The 23,626-nt window shown below is 65.5% G+C and carries 29 protein-coding genes; 17 read left to right on the plus strand and 12 right to left on the minus strand.

Annotated elements, in window-relative coordinates; all coding sequences use genetic code 11:
* Positions 1-48: 48 nt before the first annotated feature.
* Entirely contained in the window at positions 49-441 is a 393-nt protein-coding gene (locus ACK4FJ_RS10435; protein ID WP_409766111.1) for a response regulator, read from the minus strand.
* A complete protein-coding gene (locus ACK4FJ_RS10440) occupies positions 438-2,675 on the minus strand; it encodes an ATP-binding protein (RefSeq protein WP_409766114.1) in 2,238 nt (745 codons plus the stop codon). The genes ACK4FJ_RS10435 and ACK4FJ_RS10440 overlap by 4 nt, the downstream gene beginning before the upstream one ends.
* A 140-nt stretch (positions 2,676-2,815) precedes the next feature.
* On the opposite strand from ACK4FJ_RS10440, the gene ACK4FJ_RS10445 reads away from it, so the two are divergent.
* From ACK4FJ_RS10445 to rplS, 8 genes are all read left to right on the plus strand, one after another.
* Entirely contained in the window at positions 2,816-3,319 is a 504-nt protein-coding gene (locus ACK4FJ_RS10445) for a hypothetical protein (protein ID WP_409766117.1), read from the plus strand.
* Between the two features lie 124 nt (positions 3,320-3,443).
* Positions 3,444-4,349 (plus strand): DUF3108 domain-containing protein, encoded by a 906-nt coding sequence (locus tag ACK4FJ_RS10450; protein WP_409766118.1) that lies wholly within the window; start codon positions 3,444-3,446, stop codon positions 4,347-4,349.
* Positions 4,350-4,372: 23 nt separating this feature from the next.
* The gene (locus tag ACK4FJ_RS10455; protein ID WP_409766120.1) at positions 4,373-4,759 is read left to right on the plus strand and encodes a response regulator; all 387 of its coding nucleotides are present in this window, start codon (positions 4,373-4,375) and stop codon (positions 4,757-4,759) included.
* Between the two features lie 278 nt (positions 4,760-5,037).
* A complete protein-coding gene (gene ffh / locus ACK4FJ_RS10460; RefSeq protein WP_409766122.1) occupies positions 5,038-6,411 on the plus strand; it encodes a signal recognition particle protein in 1,374 nt (457 codons plus the stop codon).
* Positions 6,412-6,478: 67 nt separating this feature from the next.
* Complete coding sequence (gene rpsP, locus ACK4FJ_RS10465) at positions 6,479-6,856, plus strand: 30S ribosomal protein S16 (RefSeq protein ID WP_300295478.1); 378 nt, start codon at positions 6,479-6,481, stop codon at positions 6,854-6,856.
* A gap of 18 nt (positions 6,857-6,874) precedes the next feature.
* Positions 6,875-7,429, plus strand: a complete 555-nt coding sequence (gene rimM / locus ACK4FJ_RS10470; protein WP_409766124.1) for a ribosome maturation factor RimM — start codon at positions 6,875-6,877, stop codon at positions 7,427-7,429.
* Positions 7,430-7,432: 3 nt separating this feature from the next.
* On the plus strand, positions 7,433-8,170 hold the full coding sequence (gene trmD / locus ACK4FJ_RS10475; RefSeq protein WP_409766126.1) for a tRNA (guanosine(37)-N1)-methyltransferase TrmD: 738 nt from the start codon (positions 7,433-7,435) through the stop codon (positions 8,168-8,170).
* Between the two features lie 39 nt (positions 8,171-8,209).
* Entirely contained in the window at positions 8,210-8,593 is a 384-nt protein-coding gene (gene rplS, locus ACK4FJ_RS10480; RefSeq protein ID WP_409766128.1) for a 50S ribosomal protein L19, read from the plus strand.
* A 131-nt stretch (positions 8,594-8,724) separates the two neighbouring features.
* Here rplS and ACK4FJ_RS10485 read toward each other — a convergent pair whose 3' ends face one another.
* On the minus strand, positions 8,725-9,126 hold the full coding sequence (locus ACK4FJ_RS10485) for a winged helix-turn-helix transcriptional regulator (RefSeq protein WP_409766130.1): 402 nt from the start codon (positions 9,124-9,126) through the stop codon (positions 8,725-8,727).
* Positions 9,127-9,231: 105 nt separating this feature from the next.
* On the opposite strand from ACK4FJ_RS10485, the gene ACK4FJ_RS10490 reads away from it, so the two are divergent.
* From ACK4FJ_RS10490 to ACK4FJ_RS10500, 3 genes are all read left to right on the plus strand, one after another.
* A complete protein-coding gene (locus tag ACK4FJ_RS10490; protein WP_409766133.1) occupies positions 9,232-9,882 on the plus strand; it encodes a glutathione S-transferase family protein in 651 nt (216 codons plus the stop codon).
* Positions 9,883-9,999: 117 nt separating this feature from the next.
* The gene (locus tag ACK4FJ_RS10495) at positions 10,000-10,404 is read left to right on the plus strand and encodes a DoxX family protein (protein WP_409766135.1); all 405 of its coding nucleotides are present in this window, start codon (positions 10,000-10,002) and stop codon (positions 10,402-10,404) included.
* 111 nt (positions 10,405-10,515) lie between these two features.
* Complete coding sequence (locus tag ACK4FJ_RS10500; RefSeq protein ID WP_409766138.1) at positions 10,516-10,983, plus strand: DUF2867 domain-containing protein; 468 nt, start codon at positions 10,516-10,518, stop codon at positions 10,981-10,983.
* Here ACK4FJ_RS10500 and ACK4FJ_RS10505 read toward each other — a convergent pair.
* The gene (locus ACK4FJ_RS10505) at positions 10,969-11,838 is read right to left on the minus strand and encodes a hypothetical protein (protein WP_409766140.1); all 870 of its coding nucleotides are present in this window, start codon (positions 11,836-11,838) and stop codon (positions 10,969-10,971) included. The genes ACK4FJ_RS10500 and ACK4FJ_RS10505 overlap by 15 nt on opposite strands.
* A 27-nt stretch (positions 11,839-11,865) precedes the next feature.
* Positions 11,866-12,780 (minus strand): transcriptional regulator GcvA, encoded by a 915-nt coding sequence (gene gcvA, locus ACK4FJ_RS10510; protein ID WP_409766142.1) that lies wholly within the window; start codon positions 12,778-12,780, stop codon positions 11,866-11,868.
* A gap of 160 nt (positions 12,781-12,940) precedes the next feature.
* Here gcvA and leuC point away from each other — a divergent pair, with 160 nt between their 5' ends.
* From leuC to ACK4FJ_RS10530, 4 genes are all read left to right on the plus strand, one after another.
* Complete coding sequence (gene leuC, locus ACK4FJ_RS10515; protein ID WP_409766144.1) at positions 12,941-14,350, plus strand: 3-isopropylmalate dehydratase large subunit; 1,410 nt, start codon at positions 12,941-12,943, stop codon at positions 14,348-14,350.
* Positions 14,351-14,367: 17 nt separating this feature from the next.
* Positions 14,368-14,991 carry a 3-isopropylmalate dehydratase small subunit gene (gene leuD / locus ACK4FJ_RS10520; RefSeq protein ID WP_409766147.1) on the plus strand — a complete coding sequence of 208 codons (624 nt, stop codon included), beginning with the start codon at positions 14,368-14,370 and terminating at the stop codon, positions 14,989-14,991.
* Between the two features lie 104 nt (positions 14,992-15,095).
* A complete protein-coding gene (gene leuB, locus ACK4FJ_RS10525) occupies positions 15,096-16,208 on the plus strand; it encodes a 3-isopropylmalate dehydrogenase (RefSeq protein WP_409766149.1) in 1,113 nt (370 codons plus the stop codon).
* Positions 16,209-16,406: 198 nt separating this feature from the next.
* Complete coding sequence (locus tag ACK4FJ_RS10530) at positions 16,407-17,024, plus strand: glutathione S-transferase family protein (protein ID WP_409766151.1); 618 nt, start codon at positions 16,407-16,409, stop codon at positions 17,022-17,024.
* Position 17,025: 1 nt separating this feature from the next.
* Here the strand turns inward: ACK4FJ_RS10530 and ACK4FJ_RS10535 are convergent, their stop codons facing one another.
* Positions 17,026-17,529: a 2'-5' RNA ligase family protein gene (locus ACK4FJ_RS10535; protein ID WP_409766153.1), complete on the minus strand. Its 504-nt coding sequence runs from the start codon at positions 17,527-17,529 to the stop codon at positions 17,026-17,028.
* 70 nt (positions 17,530-17,599) lie between these two features.
* Between ACK4FJ_RS10535 and ACK4FJ_RS10540 the strand changes: the two genes are divergently transcribed.
* Positions 17,600-18,235, plus strand: coding sequence for a LysE family translocator (locus ACK4FJ_RS10540; RefSeq protein ID WP_409766155.1), 636 nt, complete (start codon positions 17,600-17,602; stop codon positions 18,233-18,235).
* Between the two features lie 114 nt (positions 18,236-18,349).
* Here the strand turns inward: ACK4FJ_RS10540 and ACK4FJ_RS10545 are convergent, their stop codons facing one another.
* From ACK4FJ_RS10545 to ACK4FJ_RS10560, 4 genes are all read right to left on the minus strand, one after another.
* Entirely contained in the window at positions 18,350-18,955 is a 606-nt protein-coding gene (locus ACK4FJ_RS10545) for a 2-hydroxychromene-2-carboxylate isomerase (RefSeq protein ID WP_409766157.1), read from the minus strand.
* Positions 18,956-18,960: 5 nt separating this feature from the next.
* Positions 18,961-19,881, minus strand: a complete 921-nt coding sequence (locus tag ACK4FJ_RS10550) for a glutathione S-transferase family protein (protein WP_409766159.1) — start codon at positions 19,879-19,881, stop codon at positions 18,961-18,963.
* Positions 19,882-19,932: 51 nt separating this feature from the next.
* Positions 19,933-20,493, minus strand: a complete 561-nt coding sequence (locus ACK4FJ_RS10555) for a TetR/AcrR family transcriptional regulator (RefSeq protein WP_409766161.1) — start codon at positions 20,491-20,493, stop codon at positions 19,933-19,935.
* Positions 20,494-20,572: 79 nt separating this feature from the next.
* Complete coding sequence (locus tag ACK4FJ_RS10560; RefSeq protein WP_409766163.1) at positions 20,573-21,037, minus strand: DUF1348 family protein; 465 nt, start codon at positions 21,035-21,037, stop codon at positions 20,573-20,575.
* Positions 21,038-21,246: 209 nt separating this feature from the next.
* Between ACK4FJ_RS10560 and ACK4FJ_RS10565 the strand changes: the two genes are divergently transcribed.
* Positions 21,247-22,272 (plus strand): aspartate-semialdehyde dehydrogenase, encoded by a 1,026-nt coding sequence (locus ACK4FJ_RS10565; RefSeq protein ID WP_409766165.1) that lies wholly within the window; start codon positions 21,247-21,249, stop codon positions 22,270-22,272.
* Positions 22,273-22,332: 60 nt separating this feature from the next.
* Here ACK4FJ_RS10565 and ACK4FJ_RS10570 read toward each other — a convergent pair whose 3' ends face one another.
* Both ACK4FJ_RS10570 and ACK4FJ_RS10575 read right to left on the minus strand, forming a co-directional pair.
* Positions 22,333-22,968, minus strand: coding sequence for an NrsF family protein (locus ACK4FJ_RS10570; protein WP_409766167.1), 636 nt, complete (start codon positions 22,966-22,968; stop codon positions 22,333-22,335).
* Positions 22,965-23,519 carry a sigma-70 family RNA polymerase sigma factor gene (locus ACK4FJ_RS10575; RefSeq protein ID WP_409766169.1) on the minus strand — a complete coding sequence of 185 codons (555 nt, stop codon included), beginning with the start codon at positions 23,517-23,519 and terminating at the stop codon, positions 22,965-22,967. Before ACK4FJ_RS10575 ends, ACK4FJ_RS10570 begins: the two co-directional genes overlap by 4 nt.
* Positions 23,520-23,626 lie beyond the last annotated feature (107 nt).

Genomic DNA, 23,626 nt, shown 5'->3' on the forward strand with positions numbered 1-23,626 from the left:
CATCGCGCCACCAACAGATGGGCGCCGAATCGGGCTTCTCCGTCGTGCTTACCAGGGCCGGATGTTGAACAGGGCGATCAGCTTCTGCTTGAGCTGCAGCGAGGAAAACGGCTTGGCGATATAGGCATCCACCCGGTGTTCGCGCGCCTGCAGCACGAACTCCTTGCCGGCATTGCTGGTGAGCATGAGGAACTTGGTGCGCACGCCCATCTCGCGGATCGCCTTCAGCAGGTCGAGGCCGGTGACCTCGGGCATGTTCCAGTCGGAAACGATCAGGTCGTAATGCCCCTTCACCTGCTGGATCATCTCCAGCGCCTTGGCGCCGTTATTGGCCGTCTCCAGCTTTTCCACGCCGTATTGCCGCAGCATCATCTGGGTCATGCGCTGCGAGTATGTATCGTCCTCGACCAGCAGCACCCACAAATCCTTGAAATCGGTCATTCCGCCCTGTCTCCATCCCCCAGCATGGCGCGCTGCTCATGCAGCCAGCCGCTGCCCTGTTCCAGCGCGTCGTTCAGTTCCGTCAGCAACGCCGCGTCGACCGGCCCGGCCAATCCCGCCGCTTCGATCCGCCGCGCCAGATCCAGCACGCGGTTGAGCCCCAGGCTGCCCGCCGGGCCGCGCAGCGTATGGGCCTGGCGCGCCAGGCGCGGCCAGTCGCCCGCCTGCATGGATGCGGCCAGTTCATGCCGCACATCGCCCAGCATGGCGAAAAACAGGTCGATCAGTTCGGCCAGCCCCCTGTGGCCCACCCCATCGACCAGCATGCGCAAAGCAGCCGGATCGTGATCGAGGCTGGCGGCGGCTTCGTCAGCGCCGGCGGCGATTGAGGCTTCCACATCGGCAAGACCCAACGCGCGGCGCATGGCGAGGTCGAGCGCATCGGGATGCACCGGCTTGGCCACGAAACCGTCCATGCCGGCTTCCAGGCAACGCCGCATGCCATCGGGCCCGATGCTGGAGGTAACCGCAATGATCTTCACCCGGCCATGGGGCGGCGGCAGGGCGCGGATGGCGCGCGTGGCGGCGATGCCGTCCATCTCGGGCATGTGCAGGTCGGTGAGGATCAGGTCGAAATCCTGCGTGGCGGCAAGATCAAGCGCGGCACGGCCGGTTTCGGCGAAGATCACATCGTGTTCGCCGGCATCGTCGCGCGCCGCCAGCAGGCCGCCCAGAACCTTGCGATTCACCGCGTTGTCTTCGGCCACCAGGATGCGCAGGCGCGGCAGGGGTGCGCGCGGCGCTGTCGCTGCCTTTGCGCGCGGTGCGGCACCTTCACGCAGGGGCAGGCGCAGCCAGAATGTGCTGCCCGCGCCCGGTTTGCTGTCGACGCCGATCTCGCCGCCCATCGCCTCGACCAGTGCGCGGCAGATCGCCAGGCCCAGCCCGGTGCCGCCGAAACGCCGCGTGATGGAAGAGTCGGCCTGGGAGAATCGCGCGAACAGCCGGCTGGCCTGTTCGGGCGCGATGCCGATGCCGGTATCCTGGACGGCAACATGCAACCGGCCGTCGGCCATACCAGCCTTCACCGTGACGCTGCCTTTTTCGGTGAACTTGATCGCGTTGGAGATCAGGTTGAGCAGCACCTGGCGCAGGCGGCCGGGATCGCCGCGCAGGTATGGCGGCAGATCGGGCGCGATCTCGTGGCGCAGGACCAGGCCCTTCTCGGCAGCACGCGGCGCCAGCAAGGCGATTGCGGCATGCACCTGGGCGGCGAAATCGTAGTCGATATCCTCCAGGTCGATACGGCCGGCCTCGAGTTTGGAGAAATCGAGGATGTCGTTGAGGATGGCGAGCAGGGCCTCGCCCGATTGCAGCGCCGTGGCGGCCAGGCCGCGCTGTTCCTCGTCCAGCTTCGTGTTGAGCAGCAGGCGCGTGAGGCCCAGCACGCCGTTCATCGGCGTGCGGATTTCGTGGCTCATCATCGCGAGGAAATCGGATTTCGCCTTCGTCGCCGCCTCGGCCTCGATGCGCGCGGCCTGCAGCGCGGCTCGCGAGATGGTGCGTGCGCGCAGGGACGCGATGGCCGAGCGCGTCATCAGCAGCACGGCGAACATCAGGCAGAGGAAATACAGCAGCATCTGTTCCCCGCGCGGCACATCGAAGGCCGGCACGAGATCAAGCAGATGGCAGACCAGCAGCACGATGAAATTCAGGCTGGCCATCGCCGCGACCCAGGCGATCACGCGGCCGTTGTTGGTGAGCATGGTGAGCGCCAGACCCAGCACGCTGAACAGCGCGAAGCTGGAGGCCAGCCCACCGGTGCCCAGCGTGAGCACCGTGTTGCCAAGGCCGCCATTCAGCGCCATCAGGCCGATGGCCAGCGCGATGTTGCCGGTGAAGCGGATCAGCAGCGCGCCGGCCAGCGGCCCGCCAATCATGGAGACGAAGCCCGCCACTTCCCACAGATTGAGGCCGGAACGGATCAGCAGATAGGGCGGGATCAGCAGCAAAGCGGCGGCGACCGACAAGGTAAGCTGCAGGTTGCTGCGATAGCGGTGTAGCCTGCGCGGATCGCCCTCGCGCAGCACGGCCGGCGGCACGAAGGCATCGACGATGCGGGCGGACAGGCGACGCTGGCGTGGCGTGTCCCGGACGCGAGTTTCCGGGGGGCGCGCTTCCGGGTCGGTCTGCGCGGCGGCGACAGGCTCGGCCAGCATGGTCACACGCTTCACCCGTTTGATTGTTTCCCCATTACCAGCCTAGCAAAGCTGCCGCTCTTCACCAAGAATTTACAACTTTTGCGAGCGGGCAGTCGGTTTTGCATAGAACAAGATTGACAGCGACTCCCCGGGATTCGTATTCCGGTAAGACCATGGCGAATCGGAATGAATCACCGCTTCCGAACGATCCTCTGCGCCGGCTTGAGCAGGCGCGGGCCGACCTGTCGCGCACGGCACGCCGGGTGGAGGATACCGCCACCGATATCGTCAGCACGGAAACGCCGCCGCAGGTCGACCCCGCCGCCGTGGCCGCCCGCATCGACCTGATGCGCGCGCGGTTCGCCAAGGCGCGCGAGGATGTGGTTTCCGCCCTGCTGTTCCTGGGCGATGCCCAGCGCGATTGCGACGCTCTGCTGGAATCCTGCGAGACGGCGAACTGGCGCATGATGGCGGCCGGCGTGGAGTTGCTGAGCGACTGCCTGCGCCGCGCCCTGCCGTCGGAGGAACGCCATCTGGGTGTGATCGGCCTGCTGATCGACGCACTCTATGCCCTGCGGCGGGCCGAAACGCGCCCGGACATGGACCGCGCCGGCGAGGACCTGCTGCGCGGCCTGCGCCTGGCGATTTCGCGAGAATTGCGATCAACCGACGCCTGAACGAGGCGCCTGGGCGATCAGGCCGCGGTATAATCCGACCAGGACGCGAACAAAGCCGCGTCAAGCCGTTATTTCCGCAAAATGGCGCTCTGGAAATCGGCAAAACAAGACTAAAGTATAAGTCATGCGCCACGCCGTATCGCTTGCGACCGGATTCCTGCTGGCCCTGCCAATCGCCGCCGGCCCCGCTTTCGCGGCCGCGGGGCAGAACCCCGATTCCCGAACGCCCGAGCGCCTGACCCAACGCCTGCACAGCGCCGAACTGGGCTTCAGCGTTTATGCCCTGGGCGCCAAGGGCGTGGACTTCACGGTGACGGCGGAACGCAAGGCGGAGACCTTTGAAATGGCGACCGCCATGCGCACGGCGGGTATGCTGGACTGGGCGATGAGCTTCACCATGACCGGCCAGGCCGCGGCGCGGATCGACGGCGACGAACTCAAGCCGCTGCGCTACGACATCCAGAGCGACGGAAGCTGGTCGAAACGCATGACGCGCATGCGCTGGGGCGAAGACGGCCTGCCGGTGGCGGAAGTCAGCCCGCCCAACGACGAGGATGACCGCGACGAAGTGCCCGACCATCTCAAGATCGGCACGGTCGATCCCACCACGGCGATTTTCGCCCGTGCCCTGCGCGAGGGCAGCGAACCACCCTGCACGGGCAGCGACGCGGTCTATGACGGGCGCCGGCGCTATAACCTGCATTACGCACCGGTCGGGCCCGACATGGTGCAGCCGCATAACCGCACCGCCTATGACGGCCCGGCCTTCAAATGCGAAATCCGCAGCGAACCGATCGCCGGTTATGATCGGAAATACCTGGCGAGCTGGAGCGAGAAGGACCAGCAGCCGACCTATATCTGGCTGGTTCAGCCGCCGGGCTTCGCCGTCTGGCTGCCGGTGAAGCTGGAAGGCGGCTTCCGCCTGGGCTCGGCCAGCGGCTGGATCAGCCGCGCGAAGCTCAACGACCGCGAATGGCTGGCGCCGCTGGGCTTCATCCGCGCCGAGATGCCGCGCGAGCTTACGCCCTGACCGGACCATCGCCCGCTAAACCGATGCGCAAAGCCCCAATGCGCAGGGCCCTGGTGGCCGAGGACAACCCGGCCGGCCGCGCCGCCTTCGAGAAACTGCTCGGCGCGCTGGGCTTCACCACCCTGTTCGCCATGGATGGCCGCGAGGCCATCGGCCTGTTCATCGAGAATGCCGATATCGCCGTGATCCTGATGGATATCCGCATGCCGGGCCTGAACGGCATCAAGGCGACCCAGGAAATCCGCCTGGCCGGCGGGCCACGCGGGATGAAAATCCCGATCATCGGCATCACGGCGGCCGACGGGGCCGAAGTGCGCCGGGAATGCCTGGCCTGCGGCATGAACGAGGTGCTGGTAAAACCGGTGGATCCGCGAAAGCTGGTCGCTGCGATCCGGGCGCTGACGCCTTAACCCATTGATCTAAATATTATTAATACAAAATCCCGCCATGTCCGGGCTTGAACCGGACAGCTTTGCCCGCCCCCGCTGAGGCCCCCGGAACACGTCCGCTGTCTGCGGCGGCGAGTCTGACCGCGGCCCGCCTTGACTTCTGGCCCCCAAACCGCTTTATTCCGCGCGCTTTCCGACTTTTGGGAGCAATCCGGTCCGAGGATCGCCGTCCGTCCGCGAGTGTCGCGCACGGGCGTCAATTTGTTTTGGGCCATGCTTTGAGGAATTTCAGGGTCGACATGTTCGAGTCTCTGAGCGGCAAACTGGGCGAGGTTTTCGAGCGGCTGCGCAAGCGCGGCGCGCTGACGGAATCCGATGTCTCGGAAGCCCTGCGCGAAGTGCGCGTGGCGCTGCTGGAAGCCGATGTCGCCCTGCCCGTCGTCAAAAGCTTCATCGACGGCGTGAAGGCCAAGGCCGTCGGCCAGGAAGTGCTGCGCTCGGTGACGCCGGGCCAGATGGTGATCAAGATCGTTCACGATCACCTGGTCGAGATGCTGGGCGGTGCCGGCGAAGGCGAGGAGATCAACCTCAACGCCGTGCCGCCGGTGCCGGTGCTGATGGTCGGCCTGCAGGGTTCGGGCAAGACGACCAGCACGGCGAAGATCGCACTGCGCCTGCAGACGAAGGAGCGCAAGAAGGTGCTGATGGCGTCGCTGGACGTCTATCGCCCCGCCGCGCAGGAACAGCTTAAAATTCTCGGCGAGCAGAACGGCATTCCCGTGCTGCCCGTCGTGGCCGGCCAGATGCCGGTGGATATCGCCAAACGCGCCCTGCAGGCCGCCAAGCTGGGCGGTTACGACGTGCTGCTGCTGGATACCGCCGGCCGCCTGCATATCGACGAGACACTGATGCTGGAAGTGGCGGCCGTGCGCGACGCCGTGCAGCCGCACGAGACGCTGCTGGTGGCCGATGCCCTGACCGGCCAGGATGCCGTCAATGTCGCAAAAAGCTTCAACGAGCGCGTCGGCGTCACTGGCATCGTGCTGACCCGCGTGGACGGCGACGGCCGCGGCGGCGCGGCGCTGAGCATGCGCGCCGTGACTGGCAAGCCGATCAAGCTGATCGGCGTGGGCGAAAAGGCCGATGCGCTGGAGACATTCCATCCCGAGCGCATCGCGCAGCGCATCCTCGGCATGGGCGACATCGTCAGCCTGGTCGAGAAGGCCGCCGAGACGATCGAGAAGGAAGAGGCCGAACGCCTGGCTGCCCGCGTGCAGAAGGGCCAGTTCGACCTGGACGACATGGCCAGCCAGCTCAAGCAGCTGCGCAAGATGGGCGGCATGTCGGGCGTGATGAACCTGCTGCCCGGCGTGGGCAAGGTGAAGCAGCAGATGGCCCAGGCCAACGTCGACGAGACCGTGCTGAAGCGCCAGGAAGCCATCATCGGCTCGATGACCAAGGACGAGCGCAAGAACCCGAAGGTGATCCACGCCTCGCGCAAGAAGCGCATCGCGGCGGGTTCGGGCACCTCGGTGCAGGATGTGAACAAGCTGCTGAAGCAGCATATGCAGATGGCCGACATGATGAAGCGCATGTCCAAGCTCGGCCAGAAGGGTTTCATGCGCAGCATGGGTGCGATGCTGCCGGGCATGCCCGGCATGCCGAAGCTGTAAGGCTGCGCTGAATGAGTTCGTTTGTTTTCGAGTTTCTGGGTTTCAACGTTTAACTGGAAGGAAGACCATGTCCGTCAAGATCCGCATGACCCGCGGCGGCGCCAAGAAGCGCCCGTACTATCGCATCGTGGTGGCCGACTCGCGCAGCCCGCGCGATGGCCGCTTCATCGAGAAGATCGGTTCCTATGATCCGATGCTGCCGAAGGACCGCGAGCGCGTGCAGCTCGACGTCGAGCGCGTGAAGTACTGGCTGAGCCAGGGCGCCACGCCGTCCGACCGCTGCGCCAGCTTCTTCGCCAAGGCCGGCCTGATGACCTGGACCCACGGCAACAACCCGGAGAAGGGCAAGCCGAAGGCCAAGGCGCAGGAGCGCATCAAGGCTGCCGAGGAAGCCGCGAAGGCGGCCGCCGAGGCTGCTGCCGCCCCGGCCGGCGACGCGCAGTAAGCCGGCGACGCTTGCAGCATGACCGACACGGTCCTGCTCGGTGTCGTTATCGGCGCGCAGGGCGTCCGCGGCGAGGTGAAGGTGAAGACCTTCACCGGCGATCCGGAGGCCCTGGGGGATTACGGTCCCCTGCAGGATGCGCGCGGCGAGAAGACGTTCCGGCTGACCGTGCGGCGTATTGCCAAGGGTGATGTGGTGATTGCGGGTATCAAGGGCATCGACGACCGCAACGCGGCGGAAGCGCTGAAGGGCACGGAACTGTTCGTGCCGCGCAGCGCCCTGCCGCCGGCCGCAGAGGGCGAGTTCTACTACGCCGATCTGATCGGCCTGGCGACGATCACCACCACCGGCCGCGTACTGGGCCAGGTGATGGCGGTGCATAATTACGGCGCCGGCGACATGCTGGAAGTGAAAACCGAAGGCGGGCGTTCGGCGATGGTGCCGTTCACCGACGATGCGGTGCCGGAAGTGGACCTTGTGGAGCGTCGCGTGCTGGTCGAACCGGCCTTCTGGCTGGGCGATCCGGAGACGGACGAGGACCGGAAGGACGAAGACCGGAAGGTCGGGGCGTAACGTATGGCAGCGGCGATGCCGTGGAATGCGCGGGTGCTGACGCTCTATCCCGCGATGTTCCCCGGCCCGCTGGGCCAGAGCCTGGCCGGACGGGCCCTTGTCGAGGGCCGGTGGTCGCTGACGGCGGTGGACATCCGCGATTTCGCGCGCGATAAACACCGCACCGTCGACGACACCCCCTGCGGGGGCGGGCCCGGCATGGTGATGCGGCCCGACGTGCTGGCGACAGCGATCGATGAGACGCTGGCCGGCGCGGGGAGTGCAGCGGCGGAACAGCCGCTGATCTATTTCTCGCCGCGTGGCCGGCGCCTGGACCAGGCGCTGGTGCATGAGGTGAAGGCGGCAGGCGGCGCGACGCTGATCTGCGGTCGGTTCGAGGGGGTGGACGAGCGCCTGCTGCAGGCACGCCCCGTCGTCGAGGTCAGCCTCGGCGATTTCGTCCTCTCGGGCGGCGAGATCGCAGCCTACGCGTTGATCGACGCGGTGGTGCGGCTGTTGCCCGGAGTGATGGGTGCCGAAGAGTCCGGCACCGAGGAGAGTTTCGCGGACGGCTTGCTGGAATATCCCCAGTATACCCGGCCGCAAATGTGGGAGGGCCGCGCGGTGCCGGAGGTGCTGCTGTCGGGCCACCACGAGAGGATCGCAGCCTGGCGGCGCGAGATGGCGGAAAAGATCACCGCCGAGCGCCGGCCGGACCTGTGGGAGCGTTACCGCCGGCGCAAGCCGGCGGCGAAGGATTGAAACGAGTTTGGACTTTTACGAAGAGAAAGGCTGAGTGCCATGAACCTGTTGCAGCAGATCGAGAAAGAGCAGTCCGACGCTCTGGTCGCCGCCCGTGCGGTGCCCGATTTCGGCCCCGGCGACACGCTGAAGGTCAACGTGAAGGTGGTCGAAGGCGGCCGCGAGCGCGTGCAGGCCTATGAAGGCGTGTGCATTGCCCGCTCCAACCGCGGCGTGAATTCGTCGTTCACCGTACGCAAGATTTCCTACGGCGAAGGCGTGGAGCGTATCTTCCCGCTGTACAGCCCGCGCATCGAGTCGATCGTGGTGGTGCGCCGCGGCGACGTGCGTCGCGCCAAGCTGTATTACCTGCGCGGCCGCACCGGCAAGGCCGCCCGCATCACCGAGAAGCGCGACAACCAGGGCGCGGCCGACAAGGCCTGATCCTCGCGCCGGCCCAGGGTGCAGCCCGGCCGGCGACGCGTTTTCTGACATGCGGTTTTGAGTTGAAAGCCGCCTGCATCCTTCATGGGGATGCGGGCGGCTTTTCTTTGTCTGCTTCTGTTACAGCGTGGCTATTCCGCCGCAGCGCGATCCTGCGATCCACGCAGGCGCGGGCCGTTCTGCGCCGCCCACTTCCCCAGCGCATCCAGCACGGGCCGCAGCGACTGGCCCAGATCGGTGAGCCAGTATTCGACCTTGGGCGGCACTGCGGCATGTACGCGGCGGCCGACCAGGCCGGCGGTTTCCAGCGCGCGGAGCTGCTTGGTCAGCTCCTTCTGGGTGATCAGCGGAATGGAGCGGGAAAGTTCGGAGAAGCGCAGCGGCTCGCCTTTCGCCCGCGCAAGGGTGAGGATGATCGGCACCGCCCATTTGTTGGCGATCAGGTCGAGCGTGGCGCAGATCATGCGCGCGCAGAGCGGCTGGCCGTCTGCGGTCAGCTCGTGGCGGAAATCGAGGTCGCCCTTGGTATCCATTTGGCAAGTATAGAGCCTATTGGTGCCTGCTTGCAAATGGATACTACTATGGCCTATCCCTCTGGTCCGGCGGTTTCGCGCCGATACAAGGAGGATTAAGCCCGGATGGCCAAGCTCGATTTCTACTTCTCGCCCGGCGCCTGCTCGCTGGCGACCCATATCTGCCTGGAAGAGGCCGGCGCGGCCTTCACGCCGAAGCCGACCTATACCCGCAAGGGCCAGACCCGCACCCCGGAATACCTGGCGCTGAACCCCAAGGGCAAGGTGCCGATGCTGGGCATCGACGGCCACATGCTGACCGAGAATACCGCGATCATCACCTGGCTGAACCGCAGCTATCCGAATGCCAAGCTGCTGCCCACGGGCGACGCGCTGAAGGAAGCCGAGGCGCTGGCGTTTGTTGCCTGGTGCGCCTCGGGCGTGCATCCGGTGATGAGCCGCTTCTTCGGCCCGCAGAATTTCTGCGACCTGCCGGACAGCGCCGACAATGTGAAGGCGCTGGCCACCAAGGCGACGGCGGCGAATTTCGCGCTGATCGAAAAGGCCGTGACCGGAAAGGACTGGGTGTTCGGCGAGTGGTCGGCGGCCGATGCCTATATCTTCGTGTTCTTCAACTGGGCCTCGAAACTGGGCCTCGACCTGTCGGCCTATCCGAACTACGCCAAGCATGCCGAGCGCATGAAGCAGCGCCCGGCCGTGCAGCGTGCGCTGGCCCGCGAGGCCGAAGCGATGGCCGCGATGGAGAAGGCGGCGTAAACAGCCCGGCATAAAGCCTGAATCACCGTTTCGTGTAGATCACGGAATCGGGGCGGCGCCATAGACTGGTGCTGCCCCGCACTTCACCAGACGTCAAAAAAGCAAAGGACACTTCCCATGACCGCCATTGAAAAATTCGCCCCGCTGCTGGGCCGCATCCTGATCGCGCTGCTCTACATCCCTGCCGGCATCAACAAGATCGGCGGCTTCCAAGGCACGGTGGGCTATATCGCCTCCAAGGGCCTGCCACTGCCGCAGGTGGCCGCCGCCGGCACCATCGTCGTCGAGGTTGTTGTGGCCGCCGCGCTGCTGCTGGGCTTCAAGGCGCGCTATGCCGCCCTGGTGCTGACCGCCTTCACCTTCGTCGCTGCCGTGATCTTCCACAATTTCTGGGCCGTGCCGGCCGAGCAGGTGATGATGCAGCAGATCAACTTCTTCAAGAACCTCGCCATCGTGGGCGGCCTGCTGTTCGTCGCCGCCTTCGGCGCCGGTCCGCTCAGCCTCGACAATCGCAAGGGCTGATCGAAGATCATTGCCTGAAAGGCCGCCGGCCCGGGAGCAAATCCTGGCCGGCGGCTTTTTTATTGCACGGCGATGCTGGACCCGACGGTCGCGACAGCGTCAACTGCGGCCATGATCCTCGTCACGCCCGCACTGCCCGATCCCGCCTTCCTCGCCAGCCTGCCGGGCTGCGATTTCGCCGATGCCTTCAGCGTGGCGGTCGCGCGCCGCGATCTGGACGCGCGTGAACTCTCGGCGGCGTTCTTCAGCACGCCGCCGGCCTGGGTCGCCACGCTGTTGGCGACGCGCAATGCCATCATGCGCCGGCTGGGCTACAAGGCGCCCAAGATACACACGGGCTTTCCGGTGCTGCGCGAGTCGCAAACGGAAGTCGTGTCCGGCCTGGATGACGGCCACCTGGATTTCCGCGCCCTGATGCGGATCGACGCGGAAGCAGGCGGCAGCCGCATCACGCTGACCACCGCAGTCGCCACCCATAACTGGATCGGCCGCGTCTACCTGACGCTCATCATGCCGTTCCACAAGCTGATCGTGCGCAGCATGGTACGGCAAATGGCCGTCCGATTAGGGGCCGAATAGGGCGTCTTTCACCTGCGGCGCATCGAACATGCGCTTGCTGCTGTGCCCCACCTTTGGCACCTCGACCAGCCGCCAGTTCAGCACCCAGCCCTTTTCCTGTGCCAATGCCTGCCCGGCGCGGAAGAAATTCAGGCCGCGTTCATGGCGTGTGACGCCCTGTTCGACCGCATCTTCGTTATCGTCCCGGTTTGTGGTGCCGGTATCGGTCATGCCGAGATAGACGGTGAGCGGCGCCGCCAGATAGCGTTTCATAAAGTCGTCGTTGACCAGCGAAGCGGTGGCGCCGCCGAGGCCGTAGGGAAATTCCTCTTTCGCCGTCGGGAAGACCCACGAAGACGGATTGGCGACGACGATGCGCTTTGCCGCATGCGGCACGAAGGCGGCAAAGCGGCTGAGAAACTGGCCGCCGGCGGAATGGCCGATCAGGTAATAGGGCCAATCCGCCCGGCCTTCTTCACGACGCAGAATCTCGATCAGCCTGAGCAGGGTTGTGCCGATCCATTTCTCCTGCGGCTGCAACGCTTTCTGGTTGGCGATGCCACCGCGCTGATAAAGCGCCGAGGGAAAGCGATTCTTGTCGAACAGCGGCGCAACTACCGCAAGGCCATAGCGGTCGGCAATGGTCTTCGCATTATCGCGATAAACATCCGCGTCGCGTGCGACGCCATGGAAAACCAGCAGCAGCGCGCCATCCGTGTAGCCGGCGGGCTTGTAAGTGAAGAGTTCGAGATTGTAGTCGCCGGCCTTCACGACCCGATAGCCATCGCCAATCGGGATGGGCTGCGCCTCTGCCGAGGCCGCAAAGGCCAGCAGCCCGGCCAGGATGACGACTCGCGTTATGATTTTCCGCCACATGATATACCTCCATGCAGCGGAGCCGCGCTATTGCGCTGCCGTCTCCCCGCTCTTTGCCGATACGTCCTGCACCAGCCAGTCGCGCATGGCCTTGATGCGCGGCGCGTCGGCCATGTGTTCGAGGCAGACGAACCAGTAGGCGTTGGTGAGCGGCAGGGTCTTGTCGAACAGTTTCACCAGCCGGCCTGCCGCCACTTCCTCGGCCACCAGTTCGGGATCCATCACCGCGATGCCCATGCCCTGGACGGCGGCCTGGATCGCGTAGGAGCGCGTCTCGAACATCTGGCCCACATTCACGTCGATGCGGGTCTCGCCCACCGAGTTGAGCCAGATGCGCCAGTCGTCGCGCCGGTTCTGGCTGTGCAGCAGCTTCTGGTCCTTCAGGTCGGCGGGCTTTTTGATCGCCTCGGCGAATTTCGGATGCGCCACCGGCACCAGGGATTCCGAGAACAGCCGCGTGCAGGACAGGCCCGGCCAGACGCCGTCGCCATGGCGGATGGCGCAGTCGATGCCCTCGCGCTCCAGGTCGGCGGGTTTCAGCGAGGTGGTGATGCGTACCTCGATATCGGGATACTGCTCCTGGAAGCGCGGCAGGCGCGGGATGAACCAGCGCATGGCGAAGGTGGACAGCATCGACACCGTGAGCGTGCCCTCGCCGCGCCGGGCCTCCAGCTTGGAGAGCGCCGAGGCCAGGTGGTCGAAGCCTTCCTGCACGTCCGGCAGGATGAGCTGGCCTTCGGTGGAGAGCACCAGTCCCTTGCGGGTGCGATGGAACAGCGGCACGCCCAGCAGTTCCTCCAGCTGGCGGATCTGGTGGGAAATCGCCGACAGCGTGACCGAGAGTTCCTCGGCGGCGGCGGTAAAATTCAGGTGGCGCCCGGCGGCCTCGAAGGCTTTCAGGGCGTTGAGGGGCAGCAGGCGGCGGCTGGGCAGGTGGGCCATGGGAATTTCTTTTAAGCCGGAGGCGAATTTAAATCCACCGGGCCGGGCGTAATCGCCACTGGACGGACGGGGGCCGGTCGGGTTGAATTCCCCGGCCATTTTTGGCCCCGAAACGCCCTGTACTCGCAATAAAAGTACGCAAGAGAACGGACCAGCCGCCATGACCGCGCCCCGCACCCTGTATGACAAGATCTGGGACAGCCACCTCGTCGACATCGATGCCGAGGGCAACGGCCTGCTCTATATCGACCTGCACCTGGTGCATGAAGTCACTTCGCCGCAGGCTTTCGCCGGCCTGAAGGCCGCGGGCCGCAAGGTGCGCCGCCCCGACCGCACCGTGGCGGTGCCCGACCACAACGTGCCGACCACGCCCGACCGCGCCCAGTTCGTGTTCGAGGACGAGGAGGCCCGCATCCAGGTCGAGACGCTGGACCGCAACGCCCGCGAATTCGGGGTCAACTACTACCCGATGAACGACATCAACCAGGGCATCGTGCATATCGTCGGGCCTGAGCAGGGTTACACCCAGCCGGGCATGACCATCGTGTGCGGCGACAGCCACACCTCCACCCATGGCGCCTTCGGCAGCCTGGCCTTCGGCATCGGCACCTCGGAGGTCGAGCATGTGCTGGCCACCCAGACCCTGCCGCAGCGCAAGGCCAAGAACATGAAGATCAACATCGACGGCCAGCTTGGCCCCGGTGTGACCGCCAAGGACATCATCCTCGCCATCATTGGCAAGATCGGCACCGCCGGCGGCACCGGCTATGTGATGGAATATACCGGCAGCGCCATCCGTGCCCTTTCCATGGAAGGCCGCATGACGGTATGCAACATGTCGATCGAGGCCGGCGCCCGCGCGGGTCTGATCGCTCCCGACGAAAAGACCTTCGAATATGTGAAGGGCAAACCCCATGCGCCCAAGGGCGCGGCGTTTGAGCAGGCGCTGGCCTGGTGGAAAACCCTGCCCTCCGATCCGGGCGCGCATTACGACACCGTGGTCGAGCTGAAGGCCGAGGATATCGCGCCGCATATCACCTGGGGCACCAGCCCGCAGGACGTGGCGCCGATCACCGGCGTGGTGCCGAACCCCGCCGATGTGAAGGACGAGCAGAAACGCGCGGCGCTGGAGCGCGCGCTGAACTACATGGGCCTGAAGGCCGGCGAGAAGCTGGATACCGTGCCGATCCAGCGCGTGTTCATCGGTTCCTGCACCAATGGCCGCATCGAGGACCTTCGGGCTGCCGCCGCAATCGCCAAGGGCCGAAAGGTGGCCGCCGGCGTGCAGGCCATGGTGGTGCCGGGTTCCGGCCTGGTGAAGCATCAGGCCGAGGAAGAGGGCCTGGACAAGATCTTCGTCGCGGCCGGCTTCGAGTGGCGCGAGCCGGGCTGCTCGATGTGCCTGGCGATGAATGCCGACAAGCTGAAGCCCGAGGAGCGCTGCGCCTCCACCTCGAACCGCAATTTCGAGGGCCGCCAGGGCGCGCGCGGCCGCACCCATCTGATGAGCCCGGCGATGGCGGCAGCCGCAGCCATTGCCGGCAAGCTGGCCGACGTGCGCAAGATTTAAGGGGCAGGAGAAGACCAATGGACAAGTTCACCACACTGACCGCCGTTGCCGCCCCGCTGCCGATGATCAACGTCGATACCGACATGATCATCCCCAAGCAGTTCCTGAAGACCGTGGAGCGCACCGGGCTGGCCAAAGGCCTGTTCTTCGAACTACGCGAGACGCCGGACGGCAAGCCTGTAGCCGATTTCTTCATGAATCAGGCGCAATACAAGGGCGCGCAGATCCTGGTGGCCGGCGACAATTTCGGCTGCGGCTCAAGCCGCGAGCATGCGCCTTGGGCGCTGCTGGATTACGGCATCCGCTGCGTGATCGCGCCGTCGTTTGCCGATATCTTCTACAACAACTGCTTCCAGAACGGCATCCTGCCGATCAAGCTGCCGCAGGCCGATGTGGACAAGCTGATGGACGATGCCAAGCGCGGCCAGAATGCCCGCGTCACCGTCGATCTGGAAAAACAGGAGATCAAGGGCCCCGATGGCGGCACCATCAAGTTCGAGATCGACGCCCACAAGAAGCACTGCCTGCTGAACGGCCTGGACAATATCGGGCTGACGCTGGAGAAGAAGTCGAAAATCGACGCCTTCGAAAGCAAGCAGCATGGCACCCAGCCCTGGCTCTATGCCCAGGTGGGGCGGTAAGCACAACCACCAACTGTCACCCCGGCCTTGAGCCGGGGTCCCATTAAAAAATGGGATGCCGGGTCAGGCCCGGCATGACGCATGAAGAACAGAGGAAAACTGAAATGGCTTCCAACCGTACCATGCTGATGCTGCCCGGCGACGGGATCGGTCCCGAGGTGATGGGCGAAGTGCGCCGGGTGATCGAATGGATGGACAAGCGCCGGCATGTTTCCTTCGACGTGAAGGAAGACCTTGTGGGCGGCGCCGCCTATGACAAGCACGGCACGCCGCTGGCCGACAAGACCATGCAGGACGCGCTGGATTGCGGCGTGGTGCTGCTGGGCGCCGTGGGTGGCCCGAAATGGGACAACCTCTCCTTCGACAAGAAGCCCGAACGCGGCCTGCTGCGCCTGCGCAAGGAGATGGACCTGTTTGCCAACCTGCGCCCGGCGAAATGCTTCGACGCGCTGGTGGAAGCCAGCAGCCTGAAGCCGGAACTGGTGCGCGGGCTGGACATCATGATCGTGCGCGAGCTGACCGGCGGCGTCTATTTCGGCCAGCCGCGCGGTATCGAGACCCTGCCCAACGGCGAGCGTCGCGGCATCAACACCCAGGTCTACACGACGTCGGAAATCCGCCGCGTGGCGGCCGTGGCCTTCGAGCTGGCGCAGAAACGCGGCAACAAGGTCACCTCGCTGGAAAAGGCCAACGTGATGGAATCCGGCGTGCTGTGGCGCGAGGAAGTCACCAAGCTGCACCAGGAGAAGTACAAGGATGTGCAGCTCGAGCACATGTATGCCGATAACGGCGCCATGCAGCTGGTGCGCAACCCGAAGCAGTTCGACGTGATGGTGACCGACAACCTGTTCGGCGACATCCTGTCGGACGAAGCCGCGATGCTGACCGGTTCGCTCGGCATGCTGCCCTCGGCCTCGATCGGCGCCGCCGATCCGGCCACCGGCCGCCGCATGGCCCTGTTCGAGCCGGTGCACGGCTCGGCGCCCGACATCGCCGGCAAGGGCGTGGCCAATCCGCTCGCCACCATCCAGAGTTTTTCGATGGCCCTACGCTATGCCTATGATCTCGGCAACGATGCCGACCTGATCGATAAGGCGGCCGAGAACGTGCTGAAGAGCGGCGTGCGCACCGCCGACCTCGGCGGCGGCTCCGCCAAGGTCGGCACCAGCGGCATGGGCGACGCCCTGCTCAAGGAGCTCGACAAGCTGGCGGCGTAAAAAGAAAAGACCGTCATGCCCGACCTTGTGCCGGGCATCCACGTTTTAATTAAAAAAACTCGTGGACCCTCGGACCAAGTCCGAGGGTGACGATTGTGATTGGAGGCCGGGCGTTATCCCGGCCTTTTTCATGACAACCCCTTGCCTTCGTCGCGCGATGGCGCAACTCTTGCCGCCGTTACCGGGGAGAGCAAGACCATGATGACGCTGATCGGCCGCAACCTGTCGCCCTATACGCGCCGCGTGGCGATTGCCATGACCATGCTGGACGTGCCGCATGCGCGCGAATACCTCTCGGTGACCGTCGATCCGGATCGTGGACTTGAGATCAACCCGGTCGGCCGCGTGCCGGCCCTGCAGCTGGAAGACGGCGACACGCTGATCGAATCCGGCGCGATCCTCGACTACCTGATGGACCTTGTCGGCCCGGCGAAAAGCCTGATCCCGCCGCACGGCAAGGCGCGGCGCGACTGCCTGCAACTCATGGCCGTGGCCAGCGGCGTGCTGGACAAGTCGGTGAACGCGATCTATGAGATGCGCCGCCGCCCGGCGGATAAAATCCATGAGCCATGGCGCCAGCATCTGCTGCGCCAGGCCAGCGGCGGACTGGCGGCGCTGGAACAGCGGCCGCAGAATCCCTGGCTGCAGGGCGATCATCTGACCATGGCCGACATCACCGCTGCCGTGACGGTGACCTTCCTGCAGGCCATGCTGCCCGACCTGATCGGCAGCGGCCTGTATCCGAAGCTGCACGAGCTCACCGCCCGCGCCGAGGCCCTGCCGGCCTTCCAGGCGCATAAGCTGGAAACGCCCTGATCTAGCCGCGCAGCGGCAGCGTCGCTTCAATCCGGATCGCGCCGTTTTCCAGATTCAGCAGCTCCAGTGCCGCGATGCGCCCGCGCAGGGGCTGCTGCATCTCGCCTATCTGCCGCAGCAGGGCCTTGGCCGAAAACACCGCGCCGAAGCGGGCCAGCGTGACATGCGGCCGGTACTCGCCCTCGCCGCCCAGGGCGCGATACAGCGCCGTGAGCGGCGCGGCGGAAACATCGTCGGCCAGCAGCACGGCGAGATGGCGGTATTTGGGATTGAAGGGATCGTCCATGCGCTCCAGACGGTCGAAGGCAACATCGAAGGGCGCGGTGACGGCGGCGACGCTTTCCACATGGCCGGCGAACCAGGCGGCATCGGCCGGCCGGTGCGGGAAGCTTAGCGTGACATGGGCGGCGACACGGGCATGCTGCGGATCGTGGCTCTGCCGGATCGCATCGATCCAGGCGGCATCACTGGGTGAAAATTCCGGTATCGCAATCACGGCATACATAACGAAATCCTATGGCGTGTATCGAGACTGGCATATTCCGCCGGCCGGCGCGATCCGCTAGGCTGAAACCATGCCGCTCTCGCTCTATCTCGCTGCCGCCATTGCCGGCGCCGCCTATACCCTCACCCCCGGTCCGGCTTTCCTTGCCCTGCTGGGCATCGGCGCGGGGCAGGGCCGCGTGGCGGGCCTGAAATTCCTGGCCGGCCATTTCGCGGGCGACATCGTCTGGGCCACGCTGGCGCTCACCGCCATCATCGGCTCGGCCAGCCTCGGCACGCTGGTCTTCGACATCCTGGGTTTCATCTGCGGCGCCTATCTGCTGCTGCTCGGCTGGCGCGCCGTGACGGTGCAGCGGCGCGATGACGGAAACCTGAGCACCGAGGTCACGCAGCCTTTGCGGCGCGGGCTGGCCTTCGGCATCACCAATCCGAAGAGTTATGCCGTGGCGATCGCCATGTTCACGGCCCTGCTGGCGGCCCATGCCGGCGCGTTGACCTGGGCCAGTCTGCCGCCCCTGCTGCTGGCGGCCTGCGCCGGCTTCGTGATCGGCGACGCGATCCTGGTCTGGGTGATCGGGGCCGCGCCGGTGCGCCGGCTCTATCGCCGCCACGAACTCTGGGTGACGCGGATTTCCGGCGTGATCTTTTTAGGCTTCGGCCTGCAGGCGCTGTGGCAATCAACGCCGGGGCTGCTGCGGCGGGCGTGATTCCCTAGCCCGTCATGCCCGGCCCTGTGCCGGGCATCCACGTCTTGTTTTACAAGAAACTCGTGGATGGCGGGGCCAAGCCCGGCCATGACGAAAAGAATAGTGAAGCTTGCCTCAGCCGCGCCTCAGCGCCTCGCGCACCAGTGGCAGGCGGTCGTTGCCGAAAAACATCTCGCCGTTCACGAACAGCGTAGGTGAGCCGAAGCCGCCGCGCGCGATCAGTTCGTCGGTGTTTTTCTTGAGCTGTTCTTTCACGCCGGGTTCGGTGATCGCCTGCGCCAGGCGCGCGGGATCGAGGCCAGCACGCCGCGCCGCTTCGGCCACCACGTCGTCCTGGCTGATATCGCGATCCTCGCTCCAGTAGAGTTCGAAGAAAGCCAACGCCAGCGGAACCTCTTTCCCGAACTGCTTGGCCCAGAGCAGGGCGCGCAGGGCCTTCACCGGATTGACCGGAAAGACTTTCGGCGGAAACACGATCTTCACGCCGGCCAGCCGCGCCCAGGCCTGCATATCCTTGCGTGTCCACTCATCGCGCGCCGGCACCGGATTCTCGCGCATGCGATACATGGTGGGATTCACCGTGTTGAACACGCCGCCCACCAGAAACGGCCGCCAGAGGATTTCGGCACCCTCTTCCTTCGCCAGCGTCTGCACGTTGACGAAACACAGATACGTCCAGGGCGAGGAGACGTCGTAGAAGACCTCGATCTGCTTGCTCATAACGCTTATCCTTTATGCGGCACGAGGATAAAGCCGGCGCGCGGGAAATGCACCTGCACCTCGCCGGTTTCTTCCGAGGCCCGACGGATGGTGATGCTCTGGGCATCCAGCGCCACCAGTTGCCCCACCACCGGATCGCGGCCGGTATCGTCGGGCGTGACGCTGACGGTGTCGTTCAGGCTGAGGCCCAGCGCATTGGGCGCCACGCCGTTTGGCATCGCCATCGGCTGCGCCTGCGCGGCAATGGCCAGAGCCTCCTTGCCGTCCATCTCGCTGACCGTGCCGTGGCCGAAGCCCTTCATGCGGTCGGCCCAGGCATTCAGCTTCGCGTAATCGGCCACGGCATCCGATTTGGCGCGGTCGCGCACGAACCATACGCCATGATAGACGGCAAGATCGGCCAGGCTGGGCGCATCGCCGAACAGGAAGGCGCGGCCATCGTTCAGCGCCTCTTCCACCCAGCCGAGATGGGCGCGCAAAGGCCCGTGCATCACGGCCGACTGGCGTTTGAGCTTGGTGCGGTCGATCGGGCGGCCGGAGAATTTGGCGCGGTCTTCCAGGAAGGCATCGGGCATCTGCTCGCCCATGATGCCGAAGGCAATGGCCACGCAGGCGGAGAAAAGCTGGTGATCGGCCCAGTAGGCGACGCCCTCGGCCAGGCCTTTAGCCAGGCCGGGGAACAAAGTGGGCTGCGGATGGCGGCGTTCGATCTCGCGCAGGATAACCTGAGTGTCGCAGAAGATGTCGGCGCCGATCTGCATCACCGGCGTCTTGCGGTAGCCGCCGGTGAGCGGCGTCAGGTCGGGCTTGGGCATCATCGGCGGGATTTTCACCGAACGCCAGGCGATCTGCTTGATACCGAAGGCGACGCGTACTTTTTCCGAAAACGGCGAGGTGCCGTAATGATGCAGGATCGGACCCGACATTGTGTTTTCCTCCCGGACTATGCCGGGGAGATTAAGGGCGTTGCCGCAGCGTCAGGCAAGCGCGGCCTTCAGCCGGGCGCGCATTTCCTGGATCTGCCGCGTGAACACGGCCGGATCGTTTAGCGCGCGGCTTAAAATCAGCGCGCCTTGGATGCCAGCCACGGCGGTTTCGGCCAGGACGCGGGCATCCGCCGCGCCGCCCTTGTGCAGCGCCGCCGCCAGCGCCTCAATCCAGCGGAGGAAATAATCCTGCACACGGGAAGCGAAACGGTCGCGCGTGACATCCAGGGCGAAGGCGCCGACCAGGCAGATGCGCCGGCCGGAGCGGAAATAGGCGTCCACCGCATCGAACATGGCCGTTATCGCTGCACGCGGGTCGTCTGAATCGCGCAGCGGCGCATAGACCTGCGTTTCGAACCAGCCATCGATATGGGCCAGCACCTCTTCGCCCATCTGGTCCTTGCCGCCGGGGAAGTGGTTATACAGGCTGCCCTTGCCCAGCCCCGTGGCTTCGGTGATTGCGCTCAAAGACGCGCCGGCGAAGCCGTGTTCGCGGAACACCTCGGCGATGCGGGCGATGGCGTCTTCGCGGCTGAGCAGGGCGGCGGGCATCGTCTCTCCTTCGTCATGCCGGGCTTGACCCGGCATCCCATTAATGGGACCTCGGCTCAAGGCCGGGGTGACAAAAAACTTAAAGCCCCAGCGCACTGAGCCCCGGATGATCGTCCGGGCGTCTGCCCAGCGGCCAGTGGAATTTTCGGTCGCTCTCCGCGATCCGCACGTCGTTGATGCTGGCCTCGCGACGCTCCATCAGGCCGTTCGCATCGAACTGCCACTGCTCGTTGCCATGGCTGCGATACCACTGGCCGCTGTCGTCATGCCATTCATAGGCGAAGCGCACGGCGATGCGGTTCTCCGTGAAGGCCCAGACCTCCTTGATCAGGCGGTAATCCATCTCGCGCTGCCATTTGCGGGTCAGCAGCGCCCCGATCTCGGCCCGGCCGCGGATGAATTCCGCCCGGTTCCGCCATTGGCTGTCGGGGGTATAGGCCAGCGCCACCCGGGCCGGGTCGCGGCTGTTCCAGGCATCCTCGGCCATGCGGGCTTTCTGGGCGGCGGTTTCGGCGGTGAAGGGCGGCAGAGGCGGGCGGGACATGACTGGCTCCGGCTAAGAAGAATTGTACTGATAGGTACAATATGGCCGTCCGGGTGTCAACCGCGACAATTTCCCGCTTGCCCGGGGGCAAATCCGGGCCTAATTTCCGCCTCGCCTGCCGGGCACGGCCTGCCGGGCACCAACATTTGTCCTCGTGTATCACCGTCCGCCGGGTGTCGACCTGCCGGATCAGAGAAAGAAGGTACGTCATGGCCTATAAGGTCGCTGTCGTCGGCGCCACCGGTGTGGTGGGCCGCGAAATGCTCAACATCCTGCACGAACGCAACTTCCCGGTCTCGGAAGTGGTCGCGCTTGCGTCGCGCCGCAGCGTGGGCAAGGACGCCCATTTCGGCAACCAGAAGATCAAGGTGAAGGCGCTCGACGATTACGATTTCAAGGGCGTCGACATCGCGCTGTTTTCGGCCGGCGGCGCCACCTCGAAGGAATGGGCGCCCCGCGTGGCTGCCCAGGGCACGGTGGTGATCGACAATTCCAGCCAGTGGCGCATGGACCCCGACGTGCCGCTGATCGTGCCGGAAGTGAATGCCGATGCCATTGCCGGCTATACCAGGAAGGGCATCATCGCCAATCCGAACTGCTCGACCGCGCAGCTTGTCGTGGCGCTGAAGCCCCTGCACGACCGCGCCACGATCAAGCGCGTGGTGGTTTCGACCTATCAGTCCGTGTCGGGCGCCGGCAACGAGGGCGTGACCGAGCTGGAGCGCCAGACCAAGGCGATCTTCGTCAACGATCCGGTCGAGAAGCACAAGTTCACCAAGCAGATCGCCTTCAACGTCATTCCTCACATCGACGTCTTCATGGACGACGGTTTCACCAAGGAGGAATGGAAGATGACGGCCGAGACCAAGAAGATTCTCGACCCGAAGATCAAGCTGACCGCCACCTGTGTGCGCGTGCCGGTCTTCATCGGCCATTCGGAAGCCGTGAACATCGAGTTCGAGCAACCGATCTCGGCCGAGGAAGCGCGCGAAATTCTGTCGACCGCGCCGGGCGTGCAGGTGCTGGATCGTCGCGAGCCGGGCGGCTACATCACGCCGCTGGAATGCGCGGGCGACTACAACACCTTCGTGTCGCGCATCCGCGAGGATTTCACTGTCGAGAACGGCCTGGCGATGTGGGTGGTCTCGGACAACCTGCGCAAGGGCGCGGCGCTGAATGCCGTGCAGATTGCCGAGGAACTGGCAGCCCGCCACCTGAAGAAGCAGGCGGCGTAAACCGACCTGCCGCGCAGGCACCGAATACCGAAAGGGCCGCTGTTTCAGCGGCCCTTTTTGTTACCAGCGCAGCAGCCGGCGGCCGATCAGCGCGCCGAGCCCCGTGAGCATGGCAATGGCGATGCTGTACCACACGGCGACGAAGAGCGGGCTGTCGTCCGGGCAATGGGCGGCATAGAAGCTGGCGGCGATGCCGCCGGCGATCAGCCCGGCCACGGCGCCGGCCCGCATCGGATGCGCCGGCGCGCCCTGGCGCAGGGCCAGCAGCAGCAGGCCCAGCGGGGCCAGCCCGATCAGCGGCACATAGGTGAGGCAGATGCGGGCATTCTCGCCCACCATGGCCGCGCGCCACGTATCGGATGGCAGGGCGGCGAGTTCCAGCGCCACGCCGAGCGCCAGCAGGCCGGGGCTGAGCAGGATGGCGATGCGCCAGATGCCCATAGCCGCCCCCGGCCGCACCAGCCGCAGCACCAGACCGATGGCGGGCACGGCCAGGCTGAGCGTGACCACGAACTTGAACACGAAACGCAGCTCGCCCAGCGACTGCACGGCGTCATCGCGCGGGCCGAGCAGAATCCAGAAGGTTGTAGCCGCCGCCGCGACCGCCAGGCCAAGCAGCAGGGCGAAGCGCAGATGCAGCGGCGGCACCGGCGCCGCGTCGGCGGCAATGGCGCGGATCAGATCGTCGGTCTTCATTCCGGCCTCTCCCTCAGTTTGGCCGCCAGCGCAGCCAGCCCGCGATGCAAGGCAACGCGCACGGCCCCCTCGCTCATCAGCAGCCGGGCCGCCGTATCGCGGATCGACACGCCCTCCACGGCGATGGCCTGCACCACCTGGCGCTGGCCACTGCTGAGACCATCCAGATGGCGGGCGACGTCACGTGCCAGGCTGCCATCGGCCTCGGGCGGTGCCGCCAGCACGTCGCTGAGATCGTCGATATCGACCTCGCGGCCCCGCCGGCCCCGTCGGCGCAGGGCATCGATCAGCTTGTTGCGGGCGATGGCACGGATCCACGGCCCCACCGGCTCGTCGGGCCGCCAGGTCTGCCGCTTCAGGTGAATCGCCAGCAGGGTCTCCTGCACCACATCCTCCGCATCATCCGCCGGCATGCCGGCCCGCTGCAGGCCACGCCGCGCGGCCGCGCGCAAAACCGGCGCCAGCACGGCCAGCAACTCGGCATAAGCGGCGCGGTCGCCCGCGAGGCCGGCCCGCATCAGGGCTGCCCATTCGGCGTCTCGCTCGCTCACATCAAATCCATTCGCTGCACAAGGTCGAAATGTTACGGGGTCGGAGTGTTACGGGCGGCGGGCAAGAAAACCCAGCCATGGGGACAGGCTACACGAAACCGTGAGCA

The sequence above is a fragment of the Ferrovibrio sp. genome (genome assembly GCF_046297595.1).
In the GTDB taxonomy this organism is placed as follows: Bacteria; Pseudomonadota; Alphaproteobacteria; order Ferrovibrionales; family Ferrovibrionaceae; genus Ferrovibrio.

Coding starts and splice junctions, on each gene's coding strand:
- ACK4FJ_RS10435 (WP_409766111.1), bottom strand. CDS start 441: ATGACCGATTTCAAGGATTTGTGGGTGCTGCTGGTCGAGGACGATACA.
- ACK4FJ_RS10445 (WP_409766117.1), top strand. CDS start 2,816: ATGGCGAATCGGAATGAATCACCGCTTCCGAACGATCCTCTGCGCCGG.
- ACK4FJ_RS10450 (WP_409766118.1), top strand. CDS start 3,444: ATGCGCCACGCCGTATCGCTTGCGACCGGATTCCTGCTGGCCCTGCCA.
- ACK4FJ_RS10455 (WP_409766120.1), top strand. CDS start 4,373: ATGCGCAAAGCCCCAATGCGCAGGGCCCTGGTGGCCGAGGACAACCCG.
- ffh (WP_409766122.1), top strand. CDS start 5,038: ATGTTCGAGTCTCTGAGCGGCAAACTGGGCGAGGTTTTCGAGCGGCTG.
- rpsP (WP_300295478.1), top strand. CDS start 6,479: ATGTCCGTCAAGATCCGCATGACCCGCGGCGGCGCCAAGAAGCGCCCG.
- rimM (WP_409766124.1), top strand. CDS start 6,875: ATGACCGACACGGTCCTGCTCGGTGTCGTTATCGGCGCGCAGGGCGTC.
- trmD (WP_409766126.1), top strand. CDS start 7,433: ATGGCAGCGGCGATGCCGTGGAATGCGCGGGTGCTGACGCTCTATCCC.
- rplS (WP_409766128.1), top strand. CDS start 8,210: ATGAACCTGTTGCAGCAGATCGAGAAAGAGCAGTCCGACGCTCTGGTC.
- ACK4FJ_RS10485 (WP_409766130.1), bottom strand. CDS start 9,126: ATGGATACCAAGGGCGACCTCGATTTCCGCCACGAGCTGACCGCAGAC.
- ACK4FJ_RS10490 (WP_409766133.1), top strand. CDS start 9,232: ATGGCCAAGCTCGATTTCTACTTCTCGCCCGGCGCCTGCTCGCTGGCG.
- ACK4FJ_RS10495 (WP_409766135.1), top strand. CDS start 10,000: ATGACCGCCATTGAAAAATTCGCCCCGCTGCTGGGCCGCATCCTGATC.
- ACK4FJ_RS10500 (WP_409766138.1), top strand. CDS start 10,516: ATGATCCTCGTCACGCCCGCACTGCCCGATCCCGCCTTCCTCGCCAGC.
- ACK4FJ_RS10505 (WP_409766140.1), bottom strand. CDS start 11,838: ATGTGGCGGAAAATCATAACGCGAGTCGTCATCCTGGCCGGGCTGCTG.
- gcvA (WP_409766142.1), bottom strand. CDS start 12,780: ATGGCCCACCTGCCCAGCCGCCGCCTGCTGCCCCTCAACGCCCTGAAA.
- leuC (WP_409766144.1), top strand. CDS start 12,941: ATGACCGCGCCCCGCACCCTGTATGACAAGATCTGGGACAGCCACCTC.
- leuD (WP_409766147.1), top strand. CDS start 14,368: ATGGACAAGTTCACCACACTGACCGCCGTTGCCGCCCCGCTGCCGATG.
- leuB (WP_409766149.1), top strand. CDS start 15,096: ATGGCTTCCAACCGTACCATGCTGATGCTGCCCGGCGACGGGATCGGT.
- ACK4FJ_RS10530 (WP_409766151.1), top strand. CDS start 16,407: ATGATGACGCTGATCGGCCGCAACCTGTCGCCCTATACGCGCCGCGTG.
- ACK4FJ_RS10535 (WP_409766153.1), bottom strand. CDS start 17,529: ATGTATGCCGTGATTGCGATACCGGAATTTTCACCCAGTGATGCCGCC.
- ACK4FJ_RS10540 (WP_409766155.1), top strand. CDS start 17,600: ATGCCGCTCTCGCTCTATCTCGCTGCCGCCATTGCCGGCGCCGCCTAT.
- ACK4FJ_RS10545 (WP_409766157.1), bottom strand. CDS start 18,955: ATGAGCAAGCAGATCGAGGTCTTCTACGACGTCTCCTCGCCCTGGACG.
- ACK4FJ_RS10550 (WP_409766159.1), bottom strand. CDS start 19,881: ATGTCGGGTCCGATCCTGCATCATTACGGCACCTCGCCGTTTTCGGAA.
- ACK4FJ_RS10555 (WP_409766161.1), bottom strand. CDS start 20,493: ATGCCCGCCGCCCTGCTCAGCCGCGAAGACGCCATCGCCCGCATCGCC.
- ACK4FJ_RS10560 (WP_409766163.1), bottom strand. CDS start 21,037: ATGTCCCGCCCGCCTCTGCCGCCCTTCACCGCCGAAACCGCCGCCCAG.
- ACK4FJ_RS10565 (WP_409766165.1), top strand. CDS start 21,247: ATGGCCTATAAGGTCGCTGTCGTCGGCGCCACCGGTGTGGTGGGCCGC.
- ACK4FJ_RS10570 (WP_409766167.1), bottom strand. CDS start 22,968: ATGAAGACCGACGATCTGATCCGCGCCATTGCCGCCGACGCGGCGCCG.